The sequence below is a fragment of the Pseudobutyrivibrio ruminis genome, from assembly GCF_015057245.1.
Classification (GTDB): Bacteria; Bacillota; Clostridia; order Lachnospirales; family Lachnospiraceae; genus Pseudobutyrivibrio; species Pseudobutyrivibrio ruminis_E.
Genome location: NZ_SVET01000003.1, coordinates 167,773 through 185,829, shown reverse-complemented (window position 1 = coordinate 185,829; position 18,057 = coordinate 167,773). Strand labels below are relative to the sequence as shown.

The 18,057-nt window shown below is 41.0% G+C and carries 18 protein-coding genes; 13 read left to right on the top strand and 5 right to left on the bottom strand.

Annotation, left to right across the window (positions count from 1 at the left end; translation table 11 throughout):
• The first annotated feature begins 160 nt into the window (after positions 1 to 160).
• The 5 genes from E7274_RS04590 (at position 161) to E7274_RS04570 (ending at position 5,305) form a co-directional block, all read left to right on the top strand.
• A complete protein-coding gene (locus tag E7274_RS04590) occupies positions 161 to 952 on the top strand; it encodes an acyl-CoA dehydratase activase (protein WP_304174105.1) in 792 nt (263 codons plus the stop codon).
• Complete coding sequence (locus E7274_RS04585) at positions 952 to 1,110, top strand: hypothetical protein (RefSeq protein WP_177175724.1); 159 nt, start codon at positions 952 to 954, stop codon at positions 1,108 to 1,110. Before E7274_RS04590 ends, E7274_RS04585 begins: the two co-directional genes overlap by 1 nt.
• Positions 1,110 to 1,820, top strand: a complete 711-nt coding sequence (locus tag E7274_RS04580) for a carbon monoxide dehydrogenase (RefSeq protein WP_304174103.1) — start codon at positions 1,110 to 1,112, stop codon at positions 1,818 to 1,820. The genes E7274_RS04585 and E7274_RS04580 overlap by 1 nt, the downstream gene beginning before the upstream one ends.
• A gap of 134 nt (positions 1,821 to 1,954) precedes the next feature.
• Positions 1,955 to 4,828: an FAD-dependent oxidoreductase gene (locus E7274_RS04575; protein WP_442960412.1), complete on the top strand. Its 2,874-nt coding sequence runs from the start codon at positions 1,955 to 1,957 to the stop codon at positions 4,826 to 4,828.
• Between the two features lie 132 nt (positions 4,829 to 4,960).
• Positions 4,961 to 5,305 (top strand): hydrogenase maturation nickel metallochaperone HypA, encoded by a 345-nt coding sequence (locus E7274_RS04570; RefSeq protein ID WP_033154545.1) that lies wholly within the window; start codon positions 4,961 to 4,963, stop codon positions 5,303 to 5,305.
• Between the two features lie 116 nt (positions 5,306 to 5,421).
• Here the strand turns inward: E7274_RS04570 and E7274_RS04565 are convergent, their stop codons facing one another.
• The 3 genes from E7274_RS04565 to E7274_RS04555 are packed head-to-tail and all read right to left on the bottom strand — an operon-like array spanning position 5,422 to position 7,343.
• The gene (locus tag E7274_RS04565; RefSeq protein ID WP_304174100.1) at positions 5,422 to 6,045 is read right to left on the bottom strand and encodes a DnaJ domain-containing protein; all 624 of its coding nucleotides are present in this window, start codon (positions 6,043 to 6,045) and stop codon (positions 5,422 to 5,424) included.
• On the bottom strand, positions 6,046 to 6,891 hold the full coding sequence (locus E7274_RS04560) for a DUF5685 family protein (RefSeq protein WP_304174098.1): 846 nt from the start codon (positions 6,889 to 6,891) through the stop codon (positions 6,046 to 6,048).
• Positions 6,892 to 6,905: 14 nt separating this feature from the next.
• Positions 6,906 to 7,343: a hypothetical protein gene (locus E7274_RS04555; protein WP_304174096.1), complete on the bottom strand. Its 438-nt coding sequence runs from the start codon at positions 7,341 to 7,343 to the stop codon at positions 6,906 to 6,908.
• 265 nt (positions 7,344 to 7,608) lie between these two features.
• Here E7274_RS04555 and E7274_RS04550 point away from each other — a divergent pair, with 265 nt between their 5' ends.
• The 3 genes from E7274_RS04550 (at position 7,609) to aspS (ending at position 10,381) form a co-directional block, all read left to right on the top strand.
• On the top strand, positions 7,609 to 7,989 hold the full coding sequence (locus tag E7274_RS04550) for a metal-dependent transcriptional regulator (protein ID WP_033154541.1): 381 nt from the start codon (positions 7,609 to 7,611) through the stop codon (positions 7,987 to 7,989).
• A 58-nt stretch (positions 7,990 to 8,047) separates the two neighbouring features.
• The gene (locus tag E7274_RS04545; protein ID WP_033154540.1) at positions 8,048 to 8,509 is read left to right on the top strand and encodes a Fur family transcriptional regulator; all 462 of its coding nucleotides are present in this window, start codon (positions 8,048 to 8,050) and stop codon (positions 8,507 to 8,509) included.
• Between the two features lie 108 nt (positions 8,510 to 8,617).
• Positions 8,618 to 10,381 (top strand): aspartate--tRNA ligase, encoded by a 1,764-nt coding sequence (aspS, locus tag E7274_RS04540; RefSeq protein ID WP_304174094.1) that lies wholly within the window; start codon positions 8,618 to 8,620, stop codon positions 10,379 to 10,381.
• 23 nt (positions 10,382 to 10,404) lie between these two features.
• Here the strand turns inward: aspS and E7274_RS04535 are convergent, their stop codons facing one another.
• Positions 10,405 to 10,974: an ECF transporter S component gene (locus E7274_RS04535; protein ID WP_304174092.1), complete on the bottom strand. Its 570-nt coding sequence runs from the start codon at positions 10,972 to 10,974 to the stop codon at positions 10,405 to 10,407.
• Positions 10,975 to 11,098: 124 nt separating this feature from the next.
• Here E7274_RS04535 and E7274_RS04530 point away from each other — a divergent pair, with 124 nt between their 5' ends.
• The 5 genes from E7274_RS04530 to E7274_RS04510 all read left to right on the top strand — a co-directional run bounded on the left by E7274_RS04530 (position 11,099) and on the right by E7274_RS04510 (position 16,291).
• On the top strand, positions 11,099 to 12,382 hold the full coding sequence (locus tag E7274_RS04530; protein ID WP_304174090.1) for an aminotransferase-like domain-containing protein: 1,284 nt from the start codon (positions 11,099 to 11,101) through the stop codon (positions 12,380 to 12,382).
• Between the two features lie 88 nt (positions 12,383 to 12,470).
• Positions 12,471 to 13,313, top strand: a complete 843-nt coding sequence (locus E7274_RS04525; protein ID WP_304174089.1) for a transporter substrate-binding domain-containing protein — start codon at positions 12,471 to 12,473, stop codon at positions 13,311 to 13,313.
• 30 nt (positions 13,314 to 13,343) lie between these two features.
• Positions 13,344 to 14,000, top strand: coding sequence for an amino acid ABC transporter permease (locus E7274_RS04520; protein WP_044938287.1), 657 nt, complete (start codon positions 13,344 to 13,346; stop codon positions 13,998 to 14,000).
• 12 nt (positions 14,001 to 14,012) lie between these two features.
• Positions 14,013 to 14,765, top strand: a complete 753-nt coding sequence (locus E7274_RS04515) for an amino acid ABC transporter ATP-binding protein (protein WP_044938284.1) — start codon at positions 14,013 to 14,015, stop codon at positions 14,763 to 14,765.
• Between the two features lie 11 nt (positions 14,766 to 14,776).
• A complete protein-coding gene (locus tag E7274_RS04510) occupies positions 14,777 to 16,291 on the top strand; it encodes a sodium/proline symporter (protein WP_304174087.1) in 1,515 nt (504 codons plus the stop codon).
• A 135-nt stretch (positions 16,292 to 16,426) separates the two neighbouring features.
• Here E7274_RS04510 and guaB read toward each other — a convergent pair whose 3' ends face one another.
• Complete coding sequence (gene guaB, locus E7274_RS04505; RefSeq protein ID WP_304174085.1) at positions 16,427 to 17,884, bottom strand: IMP dehydrogenase; 1,458 nt, start codon at positions 17,882 to 17,884, stop codon at positions 16,427 to 16,429.
• Between the last annotated feature and the right edge of the window lie 173 nt (positions 17,885 to 18,057).

Genomic DNA, 18,057 nt, shown 5'->3' with positions numbered 1-18,057 from the left:
TCAGACTATGTGTCTTGTAAATGAACCCTTGATGAGCCATCCCTACTTAGATGGTGCGTAAGCAGCATCTTATGTAGGGCAATGAGCGAATAAGAGCGAAAGCGTGGTGAATTGCAAGATATATAGGCTGAATTGAAGTGCGGACTAGGAGAATAGAAAGATGAAATATTTTGGTGGATGTGATTCTGGTTCTACATACACAAAGTGTGTGATTATAGATGAGAATGGAAAGATGGTGGCGGACGTCACTCTTAAGAGTCGTATAAATGCAGTGCTATCTTGTCAGGATGCCCTTAATCAGGCAGTGGCACAGGTGCCAGATTTAAATAGTGCAGAGGATTTGACTTATCTTGTAGGTACAGGATATGGCCGTAACAAGGTTCCTTTTGCTGATGAGAATATCTCAGAGATTAGCTGCCATGCCATGGGTGTTCATGTGGCTGACCCAACAGTAAAGGCTATTATTGATATTGGTGGTCAGGACGTAAAGGGAATTGCAGTTGATACTGATGGTACAGTTCTTAATTTTGCAATGAATGACAAGTGTGCAGCAGGAACAGGTCGTTTCTTTGAGGCTATGGCTAGAGCATTTGAGATGGATTTGGATGAGTTTTCAAATCTTTCCCTCAAGGCAAAAAATGTCATTCCAATTACAGCACAGTGTACCGTATTTGCGGAGTCAGAGGTTATCTCACTTGTTGGTGAAGGAAAGCCAATGGACGAGATTGCAGCAGGTATTGAGCTTTCAGTTGCAAAGCGATGCTTTGTAATGTCTAAGAAGGCTGGTGCTACAGATAAGATTACACTTACAGGTGGATGCGCAAAGAATGCAGGACTTAAGGCTGCCATCGAGCAGGTTCTTAAGCTCAAGGTTATCGACCTTCCAATTGATCCACAGCTTATGGGTGCACTTGGTGCAGCAGAGTTTGCTAGACAGAAAGGAAATAGATAATGTTGAAAATATTAGGAATTATCGCAATAGTGTTGATATGCCTTTGGATTTTATCTATGATTGTTTATTTCTTCAACCTAGATATGAAGCTCACAAGCGCATTACAACCGCTGCTTGCAAAGCATTACGATAAGATTAAGAAAGATAGAAAGATTTAATGAAGCTATATGATGAAAGCATTAAAGAGCTGCTTGCCGGATTAGATTTTTCTAAGGCCAAGAGTCTTGATATCGCAAATGCGAATTGGACTGATGTGGGAGACCATAATCTCATTCTTAGAGCCGATATGGCTTATGAGTTAGGAGGCGGCACTCATCCTGCAGTATCAGCCATGGCTGTGACCTGTAACAACGAATTCGTAAATGGGGATGAGGTCTTACTTATTGGACCAGATTTAAACGAAATCAAAAATGACACGCCATATGCAAGAATAGCCATTGTGAAGGTGGCTGAGGAAAGTCTTGGGGATGGCAATGCACTTTATAATGCAATTAGAAAAATAGAATACGTTAGGTATCACATTAATCCAAAGGGATACATGACCCGCATCTCTGCATCAAACAACAGAGAGCCGGTACGAGTTGGCAAGGAAGCTCTTAATGAGAGTTTAGATTTCGCCAAGGTTGGAAAGCTATTCTTGGATACCTATCATGAAAACAAAAATATTGAAGCTGTAAAGCTCATATTTATAACTGACCCAGCCTTCGACTACAAGTCATTAGCTGGGCAGGCAAAACATCTTGAAGATATCACTGGCGCAATAGATCATATCTTCAAGAATGTAATGATGGACTGCGGAAGCTGCTCATTGCAGAAGGTCTGCGATGAAGTCGAAGGCCTTCGTGAGCTCCATTTCTCAGTTCATTAAACATTTAAGTGAGGCAGTAGATAACAAGCTCTTAGGTTTCTGAATGAGACATGTAGTCGAATGAAGAAACACTAAGGCTTGTAATCGTAACTGCCGGATTATAGTTAAGAAAGGGAGTATAGGATATGCCAGAAATGAGCAAAGTAATCATGCCACCACACATGCATGATAAGGAGCCAAGCAAGAAGATTATCGAGCTTGGAAGAAAAATAACAGATGTTATGCCACACAAGATGTTTGGCGTTAAGGTAGAGGACCCAGAGTACTGGGGTCTTGCAGAAATCGTAACAGAGGAGATGGCTGAGGTTGGCCTTACAATGAAGGTTCGTCATCACTACACATTTGAGGATCTCTGCAAAATGAATCCTGAGAAGGCAAAGGATAAAGAAGCTTTCCAGAAGTTACTTGATGATATGTCATACATCGGACTTTTAGAGTACGATTATGGAAATCACTATGATCATAATGGACGTACAGCTCCACAGTCTGAGAGAAGATATGTGCTTCCTATCTTCGTTCCAGGTTCTGCAGAGCTTTTCAACATGGAAGAGTCAGTTCCAGGTGAGCGTTCAAACAATAGAATTAAGCAGCATCCAGCTGTTGCATCATTCTTCGAGAGAATGACATACATTCCACTTGATGGTTTGACACACCTCATCCCACCAGGAGGCGCTGGTGTAGGTATGCACGTAATTCCTGTTGAGAAGGCCATTGAGTTCGAAAACGAAAAGGTAGACCTTGAGCAGATTTCATATTGGCTCAAAAAATATGAAGGACATATTGGTGTAGGCCAGTGCTCATGCCGTGTATCACGTGCTTGCCTTGAAGAAGGTTGCGGTGATGACGAGATGAACTGGTGTATCGGTCTTGGTGATTTCGCTGACTACTGCCGTGAGACAGGCAAGGGCCACGATATCACATACGAAGAGGCTATGCGCATCGTTGAGCGTGCTGAGACACTTGGCTTCGTTCATCAGATTACAAATATCGATGGTGAGAACAAGATTTTTGGTCTTTGCAATTGTAATGTAAATATCTGTAATGCTCTTCGTACATCACAGCTTTTCAACACACCTAATATGTCACGTTCAGCATACACAGCTCACGTTGAAGCTGAGAAGTGTGTGGCTTGTGGTAAGTGTGTTGAGTATTGCCCAGCAGGTGCTGTTAAGCTTGGCCAGAAGCTCTGCAAGAAGGATGGTAGCGAGGTTGAATATCCAAAGGTAGTTCTTCCAGACAGAGTTCACTGGGGCAAGGATAAATACAACGAAAACTATCGCGATGACAATAGAAAGAACTGCTATGACACAGGTACAGCTCCATGTAAGGTTGCTTGTCCTGCCCACGTATCTGTTCAGGGTTATGTAAACATGGCAAAGAATGGTCGTTATGATGACGCTCTTGCACTCATCAAAAAGGACAACCCATTCCCAGCTATCTGCGGCCGTGTATGTAACAAGAGATGTGAGGCTGCTTGTACACGTGGCACTATCGATGCACCAGTTGCTATCGATGATATCAAGAAGTTTATTGCTGAGCGCGATCTTCACGCTGAGACAAGATATATTCCACCAATCGACATCCCTTCAAACCGTTTAACACAGTGGGATGACAAGATTGCAATCATCGGTTCAGGCCCTGCAGGTCTTTCATGTGCTTACTATCTTGCAACAAAGGGTTACAAGCCAACAGTATTTGAAAAGAACAGCCGTCCAGGTGGTATGCTCACATGGGGTATTCCAACATGGAAGCTTGAGAAGGATGTAGTTGAAGCTGAAATCGATGTTATTCGTCAGCTCGGCGTTGAGATTAAGTGTAATGTAGAAGTTGGTAAGGACATCACTCTTGATGAGTTGCGTGCTCAAGGCTACAAGGCATTCTACGTAGCAATCGGATGCCAGGGAGGAAAGATTCCACCAATCCCAGGAACAGATGCTAAGGATGGTATTGATATTGCTGTTACATTCCTTCACAAGGCACTTGAAGACCAGAGCCAGAAGATGGATGGTAACGTAGTAGTTGTCGGTGGTGGTAACGTAGCTATCGACTGCGTACGTACAGCTGCTAGATTTGGCGCTGGCAACCCACAGATGTTCTGCTTAGAGCAGCGTGATGAGATGCCTGCAAACAACTCAGAAATAACAGAGACACTTGAAGAAGATATCGTAATCAACAATGGTTGGGGTCCAAAGGAAGTTCTCAAGGATGCTGAGGGCAATGTATCTGGCATCGTATTCAAGAAGTGTACATCTGTATTTGATGCAGAGCACAAGTTCAATCCACAGTACGATGAGAATGACACAATGACAGTAGAGTGCAAGCACATCATCTTTGCTATTGGTCAGGGCATCGAGTGGGGCGGACTCCTTGGTGATGGAAAAGAAAAGGTAGAATTCTGGCACGGTAATTATCCAGTAGCGGACAAACTTACATACCAGACAGCACAGCCAGACATCTTTGTTGGTGGTGATGTATATTCTGGTCCTAAGTTTGCTATCGACGCTATCGAAGCTGGTAAGTGTGCAGCAGATTCTCTTCACAGATTCGTACAGCCAGGATGCTCTATGACAATCGGTAAGAATCGTCGTGACTTTATTGAGCTTGACAAAGACAACATTCTTGTGGAAGAATATGACACAGCGGGCAGAAATGAGCCAGCTATAGATACAAGCATTGATATGAAGCATTCATTCCGTGATGCTCACCTTACACTTACAGAAGAGCAGGTAAAGGCTGAGGCTAGCCGCTGCTTAAAGTGTGGTGCATCAGTTGTTGATGAGAATAAGTGTATCGGATGTGGTGTCTGCACAACAAAGTGTGCATTCGACGCTATCACCCTTCACAGAACTCATCCAGAGTGCACACACATGGTTAAGTCTGAGGATAAGTTCAAGCATATCGGTGCTTATGCAGTAAAACGTGCCGCTAAAATTGCATTCTCTCGCAAGAGTGAAGCAGAAAAGCAAGCGGAGCGTGATCACAAGGCTTATAAGAAGGCAAATAAGTAGTCTTTAAGCTTTATATGAGGCAGTAGGCATCAAGCTCTGAGGTCACTCAAGTGAAGCTTTTTATGCTGAACGGAGTGACTCTCAGGCTTGTAGCTGTAACTGCCGGGGTATATTAGAGAGGAAGTATAAGTAATGCATGAATTAGGTATTGTGTTTCATGTGGCGAAACAGGTAGAAGAGGTAGCTCAGGAGAATAATGCAGATCACATCAGCGAAGTAGTTCTTTCGATTGGTGAGGTATCTACAGTTATTCCAGACTATCTTATTGATTGCTGGGCTTGGAATGCTAAAAAGTATCCAAGACTTGATGGCAGCAAGCTTACTTGCGAAACTATTAAGGCAGTGACATTCTGCGAGGATTGTAAACAGGAGTACGAGACAGTTGCTTATGGCAAAACATGTCCACATTGTGGTAGCGGCAACACTTATCTTGTTACAGGAAACGAGGTTATATTAAAAGAAGTTATAGCTGACTAAGAAAAAAGAACCTTTGGGTGGCTGATGCCCAAGGTTCTTTTCTTTTGCACATCAACCGACATGCATTTGAAGGGAGAAAATATATGAACGGTCCGAATGACCAAGTAATTAACTAATTAAAAGAAGCAACATAGGTTGCATAATAAGTTTAGAAATGCCATGCTGATGCACCATCTGGCTACACCGGAATATGGTCTGTAGTAGCCGTAGTTGGCACTTCTGTTTTCGTACCAATTTCTACTGAAATTGATGCTCTGTTCAAACTGTCTATATCTAAAGTTGCTTGGCTCTAGAGCGATAGCTCTGGAAATGTATTCCCTGGCGTCGTTTAAATTGCCAAGACCCTGAGATGCAACTGATGCGAAGAAATACCACTGCCCATTTCGGTCACTGTCAGGAATGCTGTAAAGCACATTCATTGCGGCGGCAAACTGTCTGGCGTTGATATAGTTGGCAGCTGCCTGCATTTCTACTGAGCCAGCGCCCTGATTACCGTAGGAGTTATATCCGTAAGAGTAGTTGTCACTGTAGCTGTTAGAGTAGCTGCCGTTTTGGCGCTCATCCATTATCTGGTTGTATGCTGCCTGAATCTCTTTGAACTTTTCTTCTGCCTGAGCCTTGTTAGGATTGTTAATGTTGGCATCAGGATGATATTTTCTGCTGAGATTTCTATATGCTTTTTTTATTTCCTCATCTGAGGCGCCTCTTTCGACACCTAAAACGCTGTAAGGATTGAGCATTTATGGTTTCTCCTTTGGAGTGTTTTTCTTTATCTGCAGGTATTCGTATTTGGTCCATACCCCTGTGTAGATAATGTTTCTAAGAATATCTGCATTCTCCACTATTGGCAATCGTTCAAAGGATTTTGCACATTCTGCCATGAGGGATGTGAGATTGATTCTCACGAAGGTTTCGAATTCCTTTGGCGACTCCTTTTTCATAAATGAAAGAGGGTTGTAGTTGCCATTTTTTTCATCCTTCTTTAAATCCTCGTAGGCATCAATGATATAGATGAACTTGCCCATATGAAAGCCCATACAGTGAAGGGTACAACTCCAGTCGTCATCCTTCCAATTCATAAGTGTACCAAGCATTTCGCCTGTGTAGCTGGAAACCTTATCAATATTGGTTTCGCGGGCTTTTTCTGCAGCTGAAAGCTGCGCTATATATTTTTCAACAGCAGCAGTTTGCTTTGGATAATTATCCTTTATGCGGTTGTAGTCTTTTTTTAGACTATCAGCTGCTAGCTTTGAAATCTTGGAATTGTCATCTTTATAATTATCCATAAGACTGTGATATGAAAGAATAATATCCATATCAGCAGCATACTGAATGGCTTCGCTATTATAGAAGTCTTTGACCTTGAATGGATGTATTAAACAACGATGAGTGTCTTTATTAAGATCAGGCTCATACAGGCTTTGCAGAAGTATTGCTAGAAAGCAAAGGTCGTAGTTGAGCAAGAGTTGTCCCTTGAACCCGGCCTCCTTGCCAAGCTGATGACACAATCCACAGTAGAATTGTTGATATATTTTTTTGTCATCCTCTGAAAGCTGCTTTATATCAGCATTTATATATCCAAACAAAATCGATACCTTATCTATACCCTTTTAATAAATTGAGCGTGACACTTACTACATGTTACTTGTATTTTGCCTCTACCTCTTGGTGCACGAAGCTTTTGCTTGCAGCTTGGACATTTGAAAATTGCATATACCTTACGCTGCTCATAGTTTGCCTTTGTGCGAGAGAAGAATGTTTTTGCTTTATAAGGAAAACCGGAAAACTTTCTTCTTATGCCTGCTGTCTTTTCAAGGAACTTTTGATTCTCGTAATAACGCTTCTGATAGTTCTTTGAAAGCATGCGCCAAATACTATATACGAGACAAGCCATAGCTATCAGATATAAAATATTTGAACCCGTAATCATGGTGAGAAACATAAGAATGAGAGCAATCCATGTGACTGTTCTGCCAAGTGCATCTACGCCTGTTCTGCCTGAAAAAAACTGTGCCATTTTATATCTGAAATCGTTCATTTTGGCCTCCTCGTGTCGGATATAAATCCGTTGTTGTTTAGTTGCACTTTAACTGTTAAAATAGGGTTCGTCAACACTTTGGAATAGTATTTAATAAAAGTTTAAGATTTGATTTAGAATGCTTGAAATAATATAATAGTTAGTGTAAACTAACTTTAGTTTAATGAGTTGCACTGAGGTAAGTTTTATGATAAGGTTTATGTGAAGTGGATTGTGTGCAACTGAAATTTTATTTCAAAATCCATTTAGTTTAGGAGGAGTTGTTTTGAGAACTTTTGTAAACGAATCAGCAGAAAATTATCTTGAGACTATACTTATGCTCAGCAAGAAATTACCAGTTGTTCGCTCGGTAGATGTTGCTAATGAATTGAACTTCAAAAAGTCATCAGTCAGCATCGCTATGAAGAACCTTCGTGAAAAGAATCACATCACTGTTACAGATGCAGGCTACATATACCTTACAGATGAAGGCAAGGCCATTGCAGAGATGATTCTTGAGCGTCACGAGTTTTTTACAGATGTTCTTGTAAAGCTTGGTGTAGATGAGGAAATCGCATCAGAGGATGCATGCAGAATTGAGCATGTACTCAGCAAAGAGAGCTTCAAGGCAATCAAGGATTACGCAGAAAAAAATATTTTAAAATAATACTCCAGCCCTAAAATGGGGCTGGGTTTTTCTTAGTTTTAGCAAGGGGTATTGAAGTATGGATATTATGGAAACAGAACAGCGTGAGCTTATTATTCAGCAGCTGAGAGAATCAGGCTGCCGAATCACGAAACAGAGATTAACAATCTTGGACATCATATTAAATGGTGATCCATCATGTGTTAAGGAAATCTACAGAGAAGCAGTAAAAAAAGATAAAAATATTGGTAGCGCCACTGTTTATCGTATGGTAAATACCCTTGAGGAAATTGGTGTAATCAATCGCAAAAACATGTATCAGGTTGATTGTAGCAACTGCGGACATCTTTGCGAGGATGCAGATTGTGATGACTCATGTCCAGGTGGTAGTTGTCCTGTATGTGAAACCAATGTGGTTGTCACATTAGACGATGATTCTAAAATCGTTATTGGAAGAGAAGAACTTAAGGATTTACTCTACGAAGGGCTCAAGGCTAAAGGCCGTATCAGTGGCCAGAAAATTTCTCGTTTGGCCATGTAGTTGATGCCCTCAGATAGTTGAATTTATAGTTATTCTGATGTATTATTAAAAGGCTGTCAGTGTACTGACGGCCTTTAGTTATGTCAAATTTAGAAGAGGAGATACACAATGACTCAGTCACGTACACACAACTGTAACGAGCTTCGTCTTGCTGATGCAGGAAAAGAAGTTACTCTAGTTGGTTGGTTTGAAAACATTAGAAAGGTTTCGAAGAATCTTGGTTTCCTTATTCTTCGTGATTTTTACGGCACTACACAGGTAGTAATAGAGACAGAAGACATGATGGCTATCATCGATTCTGTAAATAAGGAGTCTACAATCTCTGTAACAGGTACTGTTCGTGAGCGTTCTTCAAAGAACACAGAGCTCCCTACTGGCGAGATTGAGGTTGTTCCTACAGATATAAAAATCCTTGGTAAGTGTGAACACAATGAGCTTCCATTCGAGATTAACCGTTCAAAGGAAGCTGATGAAAACACACGTCTTAAGTATCGTTATCTTGATCTTCGTAACCCAGAGGTTAAGAGCAAGATTATCCTTCGTAGCAAAATTGTTGCAGAGCTTCGTAGCGCAATGATTGCTCACGATTTCATGGAGATTACAACTCCAATCCTTACATGCTCATCACCTGAGGGAGCACGTGATTACCTTGTTCCAGCACGTAATCACCCTGGCAAGTTCTATGCTCTTCCACAGGCACCACAGCAGTTTAAGCAGATTCTTATGGCATCTGGTTTCGATAGATATTTCCAGATTGCACCTTGCTTCCGTGACGAGGATGCTCGTGCAGACCGTTCTCCAGGAGAGTTCTACCAGCTTGATATGGAGATGGCATTTGCTTCTCAGGAAGACGTATTTGCAGTAATCGAGGATGTACTTCCTCCAATCTTTGCAAAGTACGGTGTATACAAGAGTGCTTCAACAGCACCATTCGTTCGTATCCCATACCTTGAGGCTATGGACAAATACGGTTCAGATAAGCCAGATCTTCGTATCGACCTTGTTCTTCAGGATGCTACAGATGTTATGGCAGATTGTGGATTTGGTCCATTCGAGGGCAATGTTGTTAAAGCTATCGTTGTTGACAATCTTTCAGCTACACGTAAGCAGATTGATGCTATGATAGCAGAGGTAGAGGTTGCTACAGCTCAGAAGACATACTGGTTCAAGCTTGATGAAAATGGAGAGCTTGTTGGTGGTATCGCAAAGTTCCTTCAGGAGAGAAAGCAGGCTGTTATTGATAAGCTTGGTCTTAAGCCAGGTGATTTCGTTGGTCTTGCTGCAGGAAATCTTCTTACAGCTCAGAAGACAGCTGGTGTATTCAGAAAGCTTCTTGGCGCAGCTGCTGAGGGCCATATGAAGAAGGATACATACGAGTTCTGTTGGATCGTTGATTTCCCAATGTACGAAATCGGCGAGGAGTCAGGTGAGCTTGAGTTCTGCCACAACCCATTCTCAATGCCACAGGGCGGAAAAGAAGCTCTTCAGACACAGGAGCCACTTGATATCCTTGCATACCAGTACGACTTAGTATGTAACGGTGTAGAGCTTTCTTCAGGTGCTATCAGAAACCATGATCCAGAAATCATGATTGAAGCATTCAAGCTTGTTGGTCTTGGTGAGGACGATGTTAAGGCTAAGTTCCCTGCTATGTACAACGCATTTACTTATGGTGCACCACCACACGGAGGAATTGCTCCTGGTGTTGATCGTATGATTATGCTTATCGCTGGTGAGGAATCTATCCGTGAAATCATTCCATTCCCAATGAATAAGAATGCACAGGATATTATGATGGATGCACCTGCTACTGTAGATCAGAAACAGCTTGACGATGTACACATCGCAATCGTAATGCCTAAAGAAGATTAATATTTAGATAAAAAATTGGCTGCCTAATTGGCAGCCAATTTTTTTATGAATGGATATAGCACAGTGGCGATTATCACACCAAATAGAGCTTGGATAAGGTTTGGTATGATGCCAGCCAGTGAGGCGATTACACCAGCTTGCAAATCCGTTCCGTTTGCTATTGCAAGCATAAAAATTTCAAATATAAAATAACCAAATACCATAACAAGTTCCCCGATTATTCCACTTACAATTAATTGGGGCAATTCTGTTTTTGTGCTAAGCACCTTCTTGAGCAATTTAAAAACCAGATAGGCAGTCAAGGCTGTTAAAGCTTTTATAATAAAGGTGGCTGGTACATAAACAAAATAGCCTCCAATTAAATCTGATAATGCAGAGCCGATTCCGGCTGCAAGAGTTCCCCATATTGGTCCCAACAGAAGACCTGATAGCAATACGAATCCATCGCCTGGATGAATGTATCCCATGGTAGGCGTTGGGATTTTTATAATCATTGTACCCACGCATGTAAGAGCGGCAAATAATGCGGCTGTTATCAAGGTGCGTGTATGATCTGAAGTGTTTACAGTTGATTTTGTTGCTGTGTTACTCATGTTTGTCCTCCCATTAAATAAATTCTGCGAAAAAGTACTTCCTCATTTGTTATGTTGGAGCTATAATATCACCAAACTGACATCACAAAAATACGCAAAACTAACTATTTTTTAGGGGACAGATATGAAGGTATACGAAAAGGTATGTGAATATTACATTAATCAAATGAAAGAGGGGGCCTTAAAACCTGGCGATAAAATGCCGTCTATAAGGACTTCAGAAAAGATTCTTGGGGTTAGTCGTACTTCTATTGAGACTGGGTTTTTACAGCTGGCCGCCGACGGATATATTTATTCTGTTGAAAAGGTGGGCTATTTTGTTTCTGATATGTTGGAAAACAATAATGCATCAGAGAAGCAAGATGAGCAGGTTGTAAAACCTGATGCTAAGCTTTATGAATATGATTTAGCCACTATAGGAGAGGACAAAACAGTATCCTGCTTGAATCTATGGAGGAGATATATGAAATCTGCTCTAAGGCAGGAGGATAGACTTCTGTCCTATGCGGATAATCAAGGTGAGTACGATTTACGTCAGGAGATTGCTGCATATGTTAGAAAGAATAGAAATATTATATGTAGCGCAGATGATGTTGTGATTGGAGCTGGCTTCCAAAATCTTTTGCAGATTTTAATTCCTTTGATCCCTGGGGAAAAAACTATATCTTTTCCTACGAAGGATTTTATGGATGGAGCTATTCTGTTTAAAAGCGCAGGTTTCGCTGTCAATTTTAGAGATAAAGATAGTCATGTTATTTATGTTACCCCATCCTATATGACAAAATGGGGTGATGTAATGCCTATGAAACGACGTAGAGAGCTGGCGGAGCATGTGACAAAAAACAACCACCTTCTTATAGAGGATGATTATCAAAATGAATTCGTTTATTCTAGCAAACCTACGCCTAGTCTTTATGCTATGACTGGTGGCGAGAATGTTGCTTTCTTAGGATCTTTTTCAAGAGTATTACTGCCTAGCGTAAGAATAAGTTTTTTGATTCTTCCTAAAAAAGCCAGAAAGGAATATCTACAGCTTAGAGGCTTGTATAACCAGACAGCCTCTAAAGCTGAACAGATTGCATTGACTCAGTTTTTAAGAGACGGGCATCTGGATAGACATATTAAAAAGATAAAACGTCTATACGATGATAAAAGAAATCTAATGTATGAAGCACTCCAAAGACACTTCTCTGATAATGCAGAAATTATTATGGGGGAAAGTGGAATGGAAATGGCAGTGAAACTTAAAGGAGACAATATTCTTGCCCAAATAGAAGATTCACAAGTTGCAGTTAATATACTGGAAGCCTCTGAAAACGCAGCAACTATGCTGATTTCCTGCAGTAAAATTGAGTCTGAAAATATTTATAACGCTATCCAGAAATTAAATGATAGTTTACAAAAATAGTTTAGTATGATAATGTACTAAAGTATAAGATAGTTTAGTGATTTATCACACTAAAGTGCGTTGAACATAATTTTAGGAGGCGGATTATATGAAGAAGAGATTATTGGCTACTATTATGACATTAACAATGGCTATGGGGTTTGTTGCATGTGGAGCGGACCAGACAAGCCAAACAGAGAATACATCTGATACAGCAGAAGCAACTGAATCAACTGAGTCAGCTGAAAGCGATGTAGCTTACATTCAGGAGAAGGGTAAGCTTATCGTTGGTATCACAGATTTTGCTCCTATGGATTACAAGGACGATAATGGTGATTGGATTGGCTTTGACGCTGATATGGCAAAGGCAGTAGCCGATAGCCTTGGCGTAGATGTAGAGTTTGTTGAAATCGATTGGGATAACAAAATCCTTGAGCTTGAGAACAAATCAATTGATGTTGTATGGAATGGTATGACACTTACTCCAGAGGTTACAAACGCAATGGAGACAACAAATGCATACTGCAATAACGCTCAGGTTATAGTTGTAAATGCTGACAAGGCTGCTGCTGTAACATCTGTAGATGATGCAAAGGAACTTAGCTTTGCTGTTGAGTCAGGTTCTGCTGGCGAGGCAGCTGCTACAGACAATGGCTTCGATTATGTAGCTGTAAAATCTCAGGCAGATGCAGTTATGGAAGTTGCTGCTGGCACATCTGATGCTTGCATCATCGATCTTCTTATGGCAGGTGCTATGGTTGGAGAGGGAACAAGCTATCCTGACCTTACACACACTGTAGAGCTTACAACAGAGGAGTATGGTGTTGGCTGCAGAAAGGGTTCTGATTTAGCTGCATATATTAACGACCAGTTCAAGGCTCTCTATGCAGATGGCACAATGACAGAAATTGCTGAAACATACGGTGTACAGGATGCCGTTGTAGAGCAGTAATCGAAAATTATAAAAAGGATTATTAACAACATGTTTTCAACGGTTACAATATCGCTTTTAGAGGGGTTCTTCGGAACCCTAAAGCTTTTTTCACTAACTTTATTATTCTCTTTACCACTGGGGCTGATAATTAGCTTTGGTTCCATGAGCAGGACCTCTGTAGTGAGAATGCCTATAAGATTTATCATATGGGTGGTTCGAGGTACTCCGCTTATGTTACAGCTGCTGATTATTTTTTACGGCCCTGGCATATTCTTTGGCGTAAATTTGTGGGGTTCAGGAGATTCAGGCAGATTCACAGCGGCGCTTGTTGCCTTTGTAATCAATTATGCATGCTATTTCAGTGAAATCTTCCGTGGAGGAATCCAATCTATTCCAAAGGGACAATATGAAGCTGCCGCGGTGCTTGGACTTACAAGACAGCAAACCTTCTTCAGAATCATACTTCTTCAGGTAGTAAAGAGAATTGTTCCACCTATCTCAAACGAAGTTATCACCCTTGTAAAGGATACATCTCTTGCCAGAGTTATCGCATTTTATGAAATTATTTGGGAAGGCGAGAGATTTATAAAGAGTGCTGGAATCATTTGGCCACTTTTCTACACTGGCGTATTCTATTTGATATTCAGCGGATTGCTTACATTACTTTTTGGCTACATAGAAAAGAAATTAGACTACTTTAAATAATGGATGTGAACTATGGCGATATTAGAAGTTAAAGATATTAGAAAAAGTTTTGATAGAGAAGAAATCCTAAAGGGCATTAGCTTTGATATGGAAAAGGGGCAGACTCTTTCTATTCTTGGAAGCTCTGGAAGTGGTAAGACAACCTTACTTAGATGCTTAAACTTCCTTGAAACTCCAGATTCAGGAACAATTACTGTTAATGGAAATCTTCTTTTTGATGGCAACAATAAACCAGGAAAAAATGAGAATTTAAGAGAAAAGAGATTGCACTTCGGAATGGTATTCCAGCAGTTCAATCTGTTCCCTCAGTATACAGCTTTAGAAAATGTTATTTTGGCTCCAAAGCTTGAAAATAACGGCAAAAGTCAGGCTGAAATTTTGGAAGAGGGAAAAATTCTTTTGAATAAAATGGGACTTTCGGATAGAATGGATAACTATCCGCACCAGTTATCTGGCGGTCAGCAGCAAAGAGTAGCAATAGCACGTGCTCTTGCACTCAAACCTGACATCCTTTGCTTTGACGAACCTACATCAGCTCTTGACCCAGAGCTTACAGGGGAAGTCTTAAAGGTTATCAGAGAGCTTGCTGACAATCACACAACCATGATTATCGTTACACACGAAATTGGTTTTGCAAGAGAAGTATCAGATGAAATTATTTTCATGGATGGCGGAGTGATAGCTGAGCAGGGAACTCCGGCTCAGGTTATCGACAATCCAGGGGAGGAACGAACTAGACAGTTCTTATCAAATTATCTTAAGTAGAGGAGAATAAAATGGCAACACTAGGAATAGTTATTGCAATTGTAGTGTACCTTGCGGCATTGCTTATTATGGGTGCCACTTTTGCAAAGGACAATCAGACTATTGGCGATTATTATTTAGGTGGTAGAAAGCTTGGACCATTTGTTACAGCAATGAGTGCTGAAGCATCGGATATGTCCTCATGGCTTTTGATGGGTCTTCCTGGAATCGCTTATGCATCAGGTATTTGTGATGTGTTCTGGACAGCACTTGGTCTTGGAATTGGAACATATGTAAACTGGTTAATCGTTGCAAAAAGACTTCGCAAATATTCTGAGAAAAACAATTCGGTTACAATACCAGATTTCTTTGAACATAGATTCAGAGACAAAAGCCACATCTTGATGGTGGCATCATCACTTATCATTGTAGTATTCTTTGTACCTTATGTAGGTTCTGGATTCGCTGCATGCGGCAAGCTTTTCTCATCTTTGTTTGGACTTGATTACACAATCGCGATGCTTGTATCTGCAGCAGTAATCATTGGCTATACAGCTACAGGTGGATTTACTGCAGCATCAGTTACAGACTTTCTCCAGTCAATTATTATGACGGTAGCTCTTATTGCAGTTGTTTGTTTTGGCTTATCAACTGTAGGAGGAGTAGCTACTGTTCAGGATTATTCACTTTCACTTGATGGTTATATTAGCCTTCTTGCAACTTATGATTTTGCAACAAGCAGTCGCGTGTCATATGGTGGATTGATTACAATTATCTCAACCATGGCATGGGGATTAGGATATTTTGGAATGCCACATATCCTTCTTAGATTTATGGCAATCGAGGATCCAGAAAAGATTAAGCTTAGCCGTCGCATTTCTACCGTTTGGGTATTTATTGCAATGGGCGTTGCAATTTTTATCGGTGTTATGACAAGAACAATGGTGCATGCAGGGGCACTTCCAGAGCTTGAAGATTCAGAAAGAGCTATTGTTATCATTGCTCAGACATTAGCAGAGCATGGATTTTTAGCATCACTTTTAGCAGGTGTAATTCTTGCAGGTATCTTGGCATGCACAATGTCTACCTGTGATTCGCAGATGCTTGCAGCCTCTTCATCAGTTTCAGAAAACATTTTGCATGAGACTTTTGGAATTGAACTTTCAGAGCATATGCAGATGGTAATGGCAAGAATAGTTCTTATCGCTATTGCGGTTGTAGGTGTAATCATTGCAAGAGACCCTAATAGCTCTGTATTTGGAATTGTTTCATTTGCATGGGCAGGATTTGGCGCAGCATTTGGACCAATAATGCTTTTGGCGCTGTTTTGGAAGAGAGCAAATCGATATGGTGCCATCGCAGGAATGATCGGTGGCGGTGTAATGATATTTATTTGGAAGTTTCTTATCAAACCACTTGGTGGTGTATTTGGAATCTACGAATTACTTCCAGGTTTCATCGTAGCCCTTGTTCTTTGCGTAGTTGTAAGCTTGCTTACACCAGCACCAGAACGCGAGATAGTGGCCGAGTTCGAATCTATAAAGTAGATATTTTACACAAACAAAAAAAGTCAGGCTGTAGGTAACAAGCTCTACTATTTCTCAAGCGAGATATTTCATCGAGCGGAGAAATCAGTAGGCTTGTAGCCGTAACAGTCTGGCTTTTTGTATTATTTATTTAGATTAGCCTTCTACTGAGTAGTTAGGAGCTTCCTTTGTGATGTGAATATCATGTGGATGAGATTCCTTAAGTGAAGCAGCGGAAATCTTAACGAATTTTCCACGCTCCTGAAGCTCTGGAATAGTAGGGCAACCACAGTAACCCATACCTGAACGGATACCACCAACGAGCTGGAAGATAACGTCTTCAAGGCTTCCCTTGTAAGCAACACGTCCTTCAACTCCTTCAGGAACAAGCTTCTTTGCACCTTCCTGGAAGTAACGATCCTTTGAACCGTTTTCCATAGCTGCAAGAGAACCCATACCACGGTATACCTTGTACTTACGACCCTGGAAGAGCTCGAATGAACCAGGAGCTTCATCACATCCTGCAAACATTGAACCCATCATACATACTGAACCACCAGCAGCGAGAGCCTTTGTCATATCACCTGAGTACTTGATACCGCCATCAGCGATGATTGGAATACCGTATTCCTTTGCAACTTCGTAGCATTCCATGATTGCAGAAATCTGTGGAACACCAATACCTGCAACAACACGTGTTGTACAGATTGAACCAGGTCCAATACCAACCTTAACGGCGTCTGCACCGGCCTCAATAAGAGCGCGAGTAGCATCGCCAGTAGCAATATTTCCTGCGATAACCTGAAGATCAGGGTAAGCAGCCTTAACTTTCTTTACAGCATCGATAATGTTCTTTGAGTGACCGTGAGCTGAATCCATTACGATAACGTCAACCTGAGCGTTAACTAAGGCTTCAACACGCTCCATCATATTTCCGGTGATTCCAACACCAGCACCACAGAGAAGACGACCCTGGTCATCCTTTGCAGCGTTAGGATATTTAATCTGCTTCTCAATATCTTTAATTGTGATAAGTCCCTTGAGCTTGAAGTTTTCGTCTACGATAGGAAGCTTTTCTTTACGAGACTTTGCAAGAATTTCCTTTGCCTCTTCTAAAGAGATACCTTCCTTTGCTGTGATAAGACCTTCTGAGGTCATTGATTCGCTAATTTTTTTAGAAAAGTCAGTTTCGAATTTAAGGTCACGATTGGTGATGATACCGATAAGTGTGCCGTCTTCCTTTGTGATAGGTACACCTGAGATTCTGAACTTACCCATAAGTTCGTTTGCTTCAGCAAGTGTGTTGTCTGGTCCTAAGAAGAATGGGTCAGTGATAACGCCGTTCTCAGAACGCTTAACTCTGTCTACTTCTTCAGCCTGAGCTTCGATAGACATATTCTTGTGGATGATACCGATACCACCCTGACGAGCCATAGCGATTGCCATGCGGGATTCTGTAACAGTATCCATAGCAGCACTCATCATAGGAATGTTGAGTTTAATTTTTTTAGTTAAGTTAGTGTGAAGATCAATAAGATTTGGAGTTACTTCCGAATACTGAGGAACCAGTAAGACGTCGTCGAAAGTAATGCCATCACCAATAATCGATGCCATAAAACAACCTCTCTTTCTTTAATGAACATAAATTTTTTAAAATTATATTTAACAAAGTTCCGTTAGTCAATAAAATTATTTGAATAAATATGCTGATTTTTTGCAATTGGAAGAAAGTTTTTTTGACATGTAACTCCATGGAAGACAAATGTCCGCCTGTGAGGACAAAAACA